Annotated in this window: 11 protein-coding genes and 1 pseudogene; all 12 read left to right on the forward strand. The window is 61.4% G+C overall.

What is annotated here, in order from left to right; genetic code table 11:
- A partial coding sequence (dksA, locus tag V7080_RS19335) for an RNA polymerase-binding protein DksA (RefSeq protein ID WP_442947255.1) occupies positions 1-452 on the forward strand: 452 nt, incomplete at its 5' end.
- A gap of 212 nt (positions 453-664) precedes the next feature.
- Positions 665-1327, forward strand: coding sequence for an ABC transporter ATP-binding protein (locus V7080_RS19340; RefSeq protein WP_334190029.1), 663 nt, complete (start codon positions 665-667; stop codon positions 1325-1327).
- Positions 1327-2541, forward strand: coding sequence for an FtsX-like permease family protein (locus tag V7080_RS19345; protein ID WP_334190030.1), 1215 nt, complete (start codon positions 1327-1329; stop codon positions 2539-2541). Before V7080_RS19340 ends, V7080_RS19345 begins: the two co-directional genes overlap by 1 nt.
- A 16-nt stretch (positions 2542-2557) precedes the next feature.
- A complete protein-coding gene (locus V7080_RS19350) occupies positions 2558-2794 on the forward strand; it encodes a hypothetical protein (RefSeq protein ID WP_334190031.1) in 237 nt (78 codons plus the stop codon).
- Positions 2795-2901: 107 nt separating this feature from the next.
- Entirely contained in the window at positions 2902-3408 is a 507-nt protein-coding gene (locus tag V7080_RS19355; RefSeq protein ID WP_334190032.1) for a DUF3299 domain-containing protein, read from the forward strand.
- A gap of 10 nt (positions 3409-3418) precedes the next feature.
- On the forward strand, positions 3419-3751 hold the full coding sequence (locus V7080_RS19360; protein WP_334190033.1) for a hypothetical protein: 333 nt from the start codon (positions 3419-3421) through the stop codon (positions 3749-3751).
- 74 nt (positions 3752-3825) lie between these two features.
- A complete protein-coding gene (locus tag V7080_RS19365; protein ID WP_334190034.1) occupies positions 3826-5829 on the forward strand; it encodes a TonB-dependent receptor in 2004 nt (667 codons plus the stop codon).
- Between the two features lie 211 nt (positions 5830-6040).
- Positions 6041-7468, forward strand: a complete 1428-nt coding sequence (locus V7080_RS19370; protein WP_334190035.1) for an STAS domain-containing protein — start codon at positions 6041-6043, stop codon at positions 7466-7468.
- A 157-nt stretch (positions 7469-7625) separates the two neighbouring features.
- Positions 7626-8162: an ATP-dependent protease subunit HslV gene (gene hslV, locus V7080_RS19375; protein WP_334190036.1), complete on the forward strand. Its 537-nt coding sequence runs from the start codon at positions 7626-7628 to the stop codon at positions 8160-8162.
- Positions 8163-8184: 22 nt separating this feature from the next.
- Positions 8185-9531 (forward strand): ATP-dependent protease ATPase subunit HslU, encoded by a 1347-nt coding sequence (gene hslU, locus V7080_RS19380; RefSeq protein ID WP_334190037.1) that lies wholly within the window; start codon positions 8185-8187, stop codon positions 9529-9531.
- Between the two features lie 24 nt (positions 9532-9555).
- Complete coding sequence (locus tag V7080_RS19385) at positions 9556-9753, forward strand: hypothetical protein (protein WP_334190038.1); 198 nt, start codon at positions 9556-9558, stop codon at positions 9751-9753.
- A 162-nt stretch (positions 9754-9915) separates the two neighbouring features.
- Positions 9916-10122 (forward strand): annotated as a pseudogene (locus tag V7080_RS19390) (peptidoglycan-binding protein LysM); the annotation flags it as partial.

The raw sequence follows: 10122 nt of genomic DNA on the forward strand, positions 1-10122 counted from the left end.
CCACTAAAACAACCAAACCGACACCTTCCGTCCCTGCCGACGGTGCATTGCTGACCGAAGCCCAGATCCTGGCAATGGACGAAAAGGACTACATGAATGAAGCGCAGCTTGCCTTTTTCAAGGCACGCTTGCAGCAACTCGAAAAAGACTTGCTCAAGAATGCCGGTGAAACGACCGAGCATTTGCGTGAAACCGTGCTGGTCCCCGATCCCGCCGACCGCGCGACCATCGAAGAAGAACATGCCCTTGAGCTGCGCACCCGCGACCGCGAGCGCAAGCTGCTGAAGAAAGTCCAGCAGTCCATCGCCAGCATCGATGCCGGCGAATACGGCTGGTGCGAAGAAACCGGCGAACCGATCGGCATCCCGCGTCTGCTGGCCCGTCCAACGGCGACACTGTCGCTGGAAGCTCAACAGCGGCGCGAGCTGAAACAGAAGCTGTACGGCGATTGATCGCGAGCCGGGAACACCCGGCCGCCGCAAAGACAAGCGTGCAAGGCATTCACTTGCACGCTTTATTTTTGCCCGTTTGTTGCCATTTTCTCATCGCAAGGATCGATTTGCCGGCTTTGTTCTGGAGCGTCGAAAGCCGCTACGGCCGAAGCGTGTCGAATTGCGATGCGGACGGTTTTTGAAGCGCTTCCTTGTCACGCTATAATGCAACCATGTTGCATATTTCAAATCTTCACTACCGTTATCCGGGCCCGACCGGTGCTGCATTGACCGTGCCGGCATTCTCGCTTGCGGCCGGCGAACACGCGATTGTGCTGGGGCCGTCCGGATGCGGTAAATCGACGCTTTTGCATCTCCTGTCCGCCATCCTGAAACCCCAGGCCGGCTCCCTTACCGTGGCCGGAACGGATATCGGCGGGCTGACGGCACGTGCCGCAGACCGCTGGCGCGGCCGTCACATCGGTTTCCTGCCGCAGAGGCTGGCGCTGGTGCCGAGCTTGTCGGCACGGGAGAATCTTCTTTTTGCCGCCTATGCAAACGGCGAGCCGGGCGATGCGGCGCGGGCCGATGCCTTGCTCGATGCGCTAGGACTGGCCGGCAAAGCGACAGCCAAACCGCACCAGCTAAGCCAGGGCCAGCAGCAGCGGGTCGCCATCGGGCGGGCGCTGTTCAACAAGCCGGTATTGCTGCTTGCCGACGAACCGACCGCCAACCTCGACGATGCGGCGTGCAGGGGCGTGACCGACCTGCTTATTGCGCAAGCCGCTGAGGCGGGCGCCTCCCTGCTGATCGCCACACATGACGCCCGCGTACTGGCTGCGTTGCCCCAGGCGACCTTGCTGCGACTGCCTGTCCAGTCAGGGAGCGGCGACTGATGCGCATGAATGCCTTCTCCCTTGCAGTGAAGTCGCTGCGTCACAGGCCCTTGTCCACCGCGCTCAACCTGCTCTTGATGGCGGTCGGCGTCGCAATGATGACCTTCCTGCTGGCGGCGTCCGAGCAGCTCAAAAACAATGCGATGCGCGATGTCCAGGGCATCGACCTTGTCGTCGGTGCAAAGGGATCGCCGTTGCAATTAATCCTGTCATCGGTGTATCACGTCGATATCCCGACCGGCAACATTCCGCTGGCGACGCAGGCGCAACTGGCCAGCAACCGGATGGTGCGCAAGGCAATTCCGTTGGCGCTGGGGGACAGCTATCGCGGGTTCAGGATTGTCGGCACGACGGGCGATTACATCACCCATTACAACGGCGTGATCGCGACAGGAAAGTTATTCGATTCGCCGATGCAGGCGGTATTCGGCGCCGATGCGGCCGAGCGGGTCGGCGCCGGGCTCGGGATGCAGTTCGCCGGCGCGCATGGCCTTGCGCAAGGCGGCGAGCAGCATGCGGACGCACCCTTCACTGTCGTCGGCATTCTCAAGCGGACCGGCACGGTGCTGGACCGCCTGGTGCTGACGCCGGTGGAATCGGTCTGGCGGGTGCACGAGGTCGAGCACGGCATCGACGTCAACGACAAGGAAGAAAAGGCTGCGATGGATGAGGAGCGCGAGCTGACTGCGCTCCTCGTTCAGTATGCCTCGCCGCTGGCGGCCGTTTCCCTGCCACGCTTCATCAACAGCCAGGGTGAATTGCAGGCGGCGCAACCGGCGTTCGAGTCCGCCCGGCTGTTCCGCATGCTCGGCGTCGGCGTGGATGTATTGCGGGGTGTGGCGGCATTCGTGTTGCTGGCGGCGGCATTGTCGTTGTTCGTTGCGCTGTACAACGCCCTGGAGGAACGCCGTACCGATCTTGCGATCCTGCGGACGCTGGGCGCGCCCCCCGCACGATTATTCATGCTACTTCTCGCAGAGGGCTTGCTGCTGGCGCTGGTCGGCGCCGCACTCGGATGGGCGATCGGACACATTGCGGTCGAGGTGCTCGGCCAGGTGTTGTCACGTGACCAGAACCTGTATCTGTCCGGCTGGATCGTGACACCGGATGAAATATGGCTGCTGCCGGTTGCTGCATGTGTCGGCCTGCTGGCATCCCTGCTTCCGGCCATCCGTGCGTATCGCACCGATATCGCGGCAACACTTTCACGTTGAATCTCAGGAGAATGCAATGAAGCAGCTGATGGCAATTTTTATCACGGCAATATCCCTGTCCGCGCAGGCGAAGGAGGATCCCGCCCATCTGAAGGCACTGATCGACCAGCACAAGGCAATCGCCGCCGCGCATGACACTGCGGCGCAATGCCTTGCCGCCGGCAAGAAGGAAGAGGATTGTCATGCCGAACTCATGAAGGCCTGCAAGGGCATCGCCATCGGCAAATTGTGCGGCATGAAACACAAGCATTGATCGACTATCCGTTCAACGGCTTTCGCTCAAGCGAAACAGCAATGCAATCAATGGCCGCTCACCATACAATCGACAGGTTTCCTTAACCGCCCCGAAAAGGAGAGATGATGCGCGCACTATTCCGCCTGCTTGCCATTCCGGTCATGGCTTTTTCAACACAATTGGCCGCGCAACCCGCCGCGCCCGCCGGCGGCCATGTACCTCCGCCCGGCGCGTCGGTGCCGCCGATGCAGGGCCTGACGGATCTTCCCGGTGTCGTGTCCTGGAACACCCTGGCCAAGGTAAAGCAGATCAAGACCAAGGACCGCATCTTGCCGGAGTTCAACCAGGACATCCTTGCACTCAACAACAAGGAAGTGAAGCTGCAAGGCTTCATGATGCCGCTGGAACCAGGCGAAAAGCAGAAGCATTTCCTCATTTCCCTCAATTCGCAAAGCTGTTCCTTCTGTCTTCCGGCCGGTCCCGAGGGCGTGGTCGAAGTGAAGACCAAGGCGCCGATCAAATTCACCGCCGAACCGATCATTGTTTCGGGCCGCATGAGCGTATTGAAGGACGATCCGATGGGCTTGTACTACCGTCTTACCGACGCCGCGCCTGCGGCGGCAGTGAAGTAATTCCACCGTCATGCGTCGTCCATCCGCCAATTCACATCGCGTACTGTTTGCCATCCTGGTGGCGGCACTGGTGTGCGCGCAATGGCTTGGACTGCAACACCGGATCGCGCACGCAGGCCTGTCCGGCAATGTTGCGCATGCGCCCGGTCAGGCACACGATCCCGACATAACTCATTCCTGTGCGCTGTTCGACGCCGCGGCAACAGCCGATACGCTACATGTCCCGCCCTATATTGCGCCGCTGATGAACAGCAGTGAAGTGCTCGCCCGATGGGCTGCCTTCATCTCCTGGGATCCACCCGTCGCTCTCAGTTTCTCTTCCCGCGCCCCGCCGATCGCCTGATTTTCCCGTTTGACAGTCCGCCGCCCGCGCAACGCCGGCGGCTGCCGTTTTTCATTTCAATATCAGGAATTTCTATGGTCGCCCAACGCAAGCTGTTGGCGAGCGCCGTCATGTCGGCGCTCGCATCTCTTTCTTCCACCACGATCGCCCAGGAACAGACGCTTCCCGCCATCACCGTCCAGGCAGCGCCCTTCAGCGGCGACGAAGCCGCGCAAATTCTTGCGCCGGCCCGTGTCCTGTCCGGCAACGAACTGCGAGACAAAATCGACACCACACTCGGCGGCACGCTCGAACGCGAACCCGGCGTCTCTTCGTCAAGCTTCGGCGCCGGCGCATCGCGTCCGGTGATCCGTGGCCTCGAAGGCCCGAGGGTCAAGATTTTGCAGAACGGCATGGCGGTGTCGGATGTCTCGTCGCTGTCAAACGACCACGCGGTCGCGACCGAAGCGTCCAGTGCGCGCCAGATCGACATTCTGCGCGGCCCGGCAGCGTTACTGTATGGCTCCGGCGCGATCGGCGGACTGGTGAATGTCGTCAACGACCGGATTCCGACCGAATTGGCGCCGAAGGCATACGGCGAAGCCGAAGCGCGTTTTGGAACCGTCGACAAGGCAAGGGAGCTGTCGTTCTCCGCCGATCGGGCCGTGGGTTCGATCGGCCTGCATATCGATGGCCATGCCCGCAACACGGACGATTACCGCATACCCGGCTTCGCGGCGCTCGACGACCCCGCCTCCGCGTCGGGCCGCTTGCCGTCGTCATTCACGCGTTCCCGCGGCATCGGTGTCGGTGCTTCGCATATTGCACGCTGGGGCCATGTCGGCGCATCGGTCGACGTTCGTGATGACCGATACGGCATCCCGACCGAGGAGCGCGCCTTCATCGATCTTTCGCAGACGCGCTTCGATATCGACGCATTGATCAAGCAGCCGGCCGGCGGGCTCAAATCCTTCCGCTTCAAACTCGGCGCGACCGATTACAAGCACACCGAAAAGCTGGAAGACGGCACGCCGGCCACCGACTTCCATAACGATGCCATCGAATCCCGGTGGGAAGCGCGGCACGCACCTCTCGCAGGCTGGCGCGGCATATTCGGGCTGCAAACCGACAACAGCAAATTTTCCGCGCTCTCGGCGGAAACCGGCCGGCCGGATACCGTGCCCACCACGAAATCGCGATCGTTCGCCGGTTTCATCGTCGAGGAAAAGGACTTCGGTCCATTGCGTGCCAGCGCAGGTTTGCGCCTGGAATCGGTGAAGCGCCGGCCCGATGCGCCCGACCTGCCGCAGCGCAGGTTCGATCTCGGCTCCTACTCGATCGGCGGATTGTGGACTTTCGCGCCGGGCTACGGCTTCGGAACGACGCTATCCATCGCCCAGCGCGCCCCGACGACCGAGGAACTGTACTCGAACGGTCCGCATGAAGCGACCCTCACATTCGACGTCGGCGATCCCGCGCTGCGCAAGGAAACATCGCGCAATATCGAGCTGACATTGCAGAAGACGGAAGGACTGGTGCGCTGGAAAGCGAATGTCTTCCGCAACCGGTTCCGCGACTTCGTCTACGGCCGCAGCGACGGCACACTGCTGGATGAGGAAGGCAATGCCGATCCTGCCGGCGAGTTCCGGCAGCGCTTCTGGTCGCAAGCCGGCGCGACCATCCGCGGCGCCGAACTGGAAGCGAGCTATAACCTGCGCGGCGAAGGCTGGTCACTGCGCGGCTTCGCCGACACCTCGCGCGGCCGTCTCGATGACGCCGGCAACCTGCCGCTGCAGCCGGCCACCCGCGTCGGCCTTGATGTGAGCTACAGGCAAGGGGCATGGCGCGGCGGCGTTTCGGCCTTGCATGCGAAGCGGCAGGACCGGCTTGCCGCTTTGGAAACAGTTGCCATCCCCTCCTACACGCGGCTCGACGCCAACCTGTCATACACACAGCGGCTGAACGGCACGGAGGTGACATGGTTCGCGCTGTTCCGGAATCTGCTCGATGAGGAGATCCGGTTATCCACCTCGGCATTGCGGGAATTCGCACCGCAAGCCGGCCGCAATCTGATGGTCGGCGTACGCGGCCGCTTCTGATGCCGAATCCGCGCGGCGTTCAATCGCAACCGGGCGCTGCGCGGATCGACAAGCTTGTTTTTTATGCCACATCGACGGCGTTTGACAAAGCAACACAGCACCACTCTAATAGCGATCCGGCTGGAAATTTGTGTTACCTTTGCTTTTCGTATCAAGCTTTTTCCCGCTGACGGTCTTGCCGGGATTCAGACGCATTCAAATCAGGGACAACGTGGGGATCTTTTCACTTTTCGGCAAAAAAGAAGGGCAGCAGGCAAATACCGCCGCCAAGGATTCTTCACGCACCAAGCGTGATGCTGCCGCGACCCGCACCGACACTGCAAAAACCCCTGCGCGCCCGCCTGCACCGACCGGAAAACGCGATGTCCAGGCCGCCCGTGCGACCGCGATGAAGATCGATGCGATCGAATCGGAAATGTCGTCCGAGTTCGTCAAGCCCACCACCATCCAGCCGATTACCCGCCCTGGCCCGAACACGATCACCGGCTCCCCGTCGACCAGGGCCGGGTTCGAAAAGACGAAGGCCGGCCAGAATACGGAACTTCCGGCGCTCGACTTCACCCAGCCGACGCTGCCGATGATGGGCGAAACCACCGAATTCCTGCTCGGCGGCCAAAGCACGCTGAACGAGATCGCAGTGCCGGCGACGGACTCCATGGCGGTCATCGAAGAGGCTGCCATCCTGTTCGCCAACAACCAGCCGGAACCGGTCGAACAGATGCTGCTCGGCGCCATCACGGATGACAACCTGGGCGACCACACCCAGACCGCCTGGCGCATGCTCTTCGATCTCTACCAGTGCGTCGGGAAACAGAAGGAATTCGAGAACTTGTGCGTCGAGTACACCCGCAAGTTCGAAACATCACCACCGGCATGGGTCCCGACCGGGCAGCCGGAAGCCGCACCGAAATCCTCCCCGTCCGGCGGTGCACCCATGGTGCCGTTCTCCGGCAAACTCGACGCCAACAGCGTCAAGCAGATCGATCGTGTGCTGAAGCTTGCGGAAACCCACCGTGTATTGCGGCTGGAGTTCGCCCGCGTCACGGAAGTCGATCCGGCAGGATGCGGTTTGCTTCTGAACGTGTTGAAGAAATTGCAAAAGTCCGGCCACGACCTGATCCTCGTCGGCGCACCGGAACTGGCGGTGAAGATCCGCGCAACGCTGGAAGTCGGACGCCGGGACGAAACCGAAGATCCATGGCTACTGCTGCTGGAAATCCTGCGTCTCCTGAACCAGGAGAAGGAATTCGAGGAAACGAGCATCGACTATTGCGTCACGTTCGAAGTGTCGCCGCCCGCTTTTGTTGCGCCGAAAAACAAGATCACCACTGCGATCGAGCAGGCCCATCAGGATGGCACGGCGGATGTGTTCATGATGCCGAACATCGTTGAAGGCAAGATCGACCAGCTCATCGTCGCCATCGCCGCCTTTTCGGATGAGCATGATCCCGCCATCCTCGATTGCACACGCCTCTCCCGCATCGATTTCACTGCTGCAGGCCGGTTGATGAGCGGACTGGCCCCTTTCTGCGGCGCCGGCAAGACTATCGAAATGCATAACGTCAATCACCTGGTCGCCGCGCTGCTGAACGTGATCGGCCTGAAAGAAATTGTGCGCATCCTGCCGCGCAAGACCTGATTTTCCCGTTCCCTCCTCCTCATCGGTTTTCGCCTTCCCGACCGGCTGTAGACTAGACTACTTGTATTCGGTCGGCGCATCCCCATTTTGACCAGATAGCAATTTTTTTACGGAGATGTTTCACGCTCCGTTTCACCTCCTATCTTCTGGGGCTCACATGGAACAATTTCACGGCACAACCATCTTGTCCGTGCGTCGCGGCAACGTTGTTGCGCTTGGCGGCGATGGCCAGGTAACGCTTGGCAATATCGTGATGAAAGGCAGTGCGCGCAAGGTCCGCAAGCTTTACCAGGGCAAGGTGCTGGCCGGCTTCGCGGGCGGGACCGCCGATGCCTTTACGCTCATCGAACGTTTCGAAGGAAAACTTGAAAAGCACCAGGGCCATTTGATGCGCGCGTCGGTCGAACTCGCCAAGGACTGGCGCACCGACCGCATCCTGCGCCGCTTGGAGGCCATGCTGCTGGTAGCAGACCGGGAATCCACGCTGGTTATTACCGGCAACGGCGACGTGCTGGAACCGGAAAATGGCATCGGCGCCATCGGGTCGGGCGGTGCGTTCGCGCAATCCGCCGCCAAGGCCCTGCATGAAAATACCGAATTGTCGCCCGTCGAAATCGTCAAGAAGTCGCTCACGATCGCCGGCGAACTCTGCATCTACACCAACCTGTCGCATACCATCGAAACACTGGAATAACGACACGCACCGATTGCCCACTATGAATATGACACCCCAAGAGATCGTTTCCGAACTCGACAAGCATGTCGTCGGACAGGGCCGCGCCAAGCGCGCAGTTTCCATCGCGTTGCGCAATCGCTGGCGGCGTCAGCAGGTCGAAGAACCGTTGCGCCACGAAATCACGCCGAAGAATATTCTAATGATCGGGCCGACCGGCGTCGGCAAGACCGAGATCGCCCGCCGCCTGGCCAAGCTGGCGGATGCGCCCTTCATCAAGATCGAGGCGACCAAGTTCACCGAAGTCGGTTATGTCGGCCGTGACGTCGATACCATCATCCGCGACCTGATCGACATCGGCATCAAGCAGACCCGCGAAAGCGAAATGCGCAAGGTGCGCAGCGGCGCGGCGGATGCGGCGGAAGACCGGGTGCTGGACATCCTCGTGCCGCCGGCGCGCGATTTCGGCTTCAGTGCCTCGCCGAGCACGCAGGCCGAAAGCGAGGCCAGCGGCGGCACGGCGCGCCAGACGTTTCGCAAGAGATTGCGGGAAGGCTTGCTGGATGACCGCGAGATCGAGATCGAGGTGGCGGATGTCGGGCCGACGATGGAAATCATGGCTCCGCCCGGCATGGAGGAAATGACCGAACAGATCAAGTCCATGTTTTCCGGTCTCGGCGCCAGCCGCAAGAAGAAGCGGAAGATGAAGATCCGGGAAGCGATGAAGATTCTTCTGGACGAAGAGGCCGCCAAGCTGATCAACGAGGACGAACTGAAGCAGAAGGCGATCACCAATGTCGAGCAGAACGGCATCGTGTTCCTCGACGAGATCGACAAGATTGCGACGCGCTCCGAAGTCGGTGGCGCAGATGTGTCGCGCGCCGGCGTGCAGCGCGACCTGCTGCCGCTCGTCGAAGGCACGACGGTCAATACCAAGTACGGCATGATCAAGACCGACCATATCCTGTTCATCGCCTCGGGTGCGTTCCATCTTGCAAAACCGTCGGACCTGATCCCCGAACTGCAGGGACGTTTTCCGATCCGGGTTGAGCTGGAGTCGCTGTCGATCGCCGATTTCGAACGCATCCTCACCAGCACCGATGCCTGCCTGACCAAGCAGTATGAAGCCTTGCTCGCGACCGAGGGCGTGACCATCCAGTTCACCGAAGACGGCATCCGCCGGATGGCCGAGATCGCGTATTCGGTCAATGAAAAGACCGAAAACATCGGCGCCCGCCGCTTGTACACGGTGATGGAAAAGCTGCTGGAGGAAATGTCGTTTACCGCCAGCGACGTATCGGGCAAGACGATCGCCATCGATGCGGCGTATGTGGACGAGAAGCTGGGCGCACTCGCGATCAATGAAGACTTGTCGCGCTACGTGCTGTAAGAAGGTGCTGCGCAGTTACTGATCATGGCCAACAAAGCACTCAGCAAGCGGCAGAAGATGATGCTGCGCAGCCAGCCGCTGAAGGCGGCGGTCAAGCCACGCAATCCGGTGGCGGTCGCCGCCAAGCAGCGCGCCGCCGGGACGCATCAGAAATCCACGTCGGCTGCCAGGCAGCTGCAGAACCGCCTGCTCAAGAAAGTCCTGGCCGATCCGGAAGAGTGATCGCATGTATGGCGCGGTACGGCTGGGCATGCACGCCGCGCGATTGGATCAGGGCGAGATCGTATTCGACGTTAGATTGCGGCAGAACATCAACCCCCGGACGCCGGATTTGGCGGAGGGACGTTTCCGGGCGCGACGCCCGGTGCGGCCGGCTGGGCCGGATTGCCGTTCATTGCGGGTACTGCCGAGGTCATCGAGGAACGCGGTACCGGTGTGCTCTGCGGCATTGCCTGTGTCGGCATGCCGGGAGTTCCGGGTGTGGCCGGCATGCCGGGGGCTGCGGCCGGCGCTCCGGGCGTACCGAATGCGCCAGGCGCGCCTGATGCACCGGATGTTGCCGGCATGGCCGGATTGGCAGGATTTGCCGGG

This window comes from Noviherbaspirillum sp., assembly GCF_036846085.1.
GTDB lineage: Bacteria > Pseudomonadota > Gammaproteobacteria > Burkholderiales > Burkholderiaceae_D > Noviherbaspirillum.

Bases quoted from the DNA above. Each gene is read 5' to 3' on its own strand.
- V7080_RS19340 (WP_334190029.1), top strand. From the start codon at position 665: ATGTTGCATATTTCAAATCTTCACTACCGTTATCCGGGCCCGACCGGT.
- V7080_RS19345 (WP_334190030.1), top strand. From the start codon at position 1,327: ATGCGCATGAATGCCTTCTCCCTTGCAGTGAAGTCGCTGCGTCACAGG.
- V7080_RS19350 (WP_334190031.1), top strand. From the start codon at position 2,558: ATGAAGCAGCTGATGGCAATTTTTATCACGGCAATATCCCTGTCCGCG.
- V7080_RS19355 (WP_334190032.1), top strand. From the start codon at position 2,902: ATGCGCGCACTATTCCGCCTGCTTGCCATTCCGGTCATGGCTTTTTCA.
- V7080_RS19360 (WP_334190033.1), top strand. From the start codon at position 3,419: ATGCGTCGTCCATCCGCCAATTCACATCGCGTACTGTTTGCCATCCTG.
- V7080_RS19365 (WP_334190034.1), top strand. From the start codon at position 3,826: ATGGTCGCCCAACGCAAGCTGTTGGCGAGCGCCGTCATGTCGGCGCTC.
- hslV (WP_334190036.1), top strand. From the start codon at position 7,626: ATGGAACAATTTCACGGCACAACCATCTTGTCCGTGCGTCGCGGCAAC.
- hslU (WP_334190037.1), top strand. From the start codon at position 8,185: ATGAATATGACACCCCAAGAGATCGTTTCCGAACTCGACAAGCATGTC.
- V7080_RS19385 (WP_334190038.1), top strand. From the start codon at position 9,556: ATGGCCAACAAAGCACTCAGCAAGCGGCAGAAGATGATGCTGCGCAGC.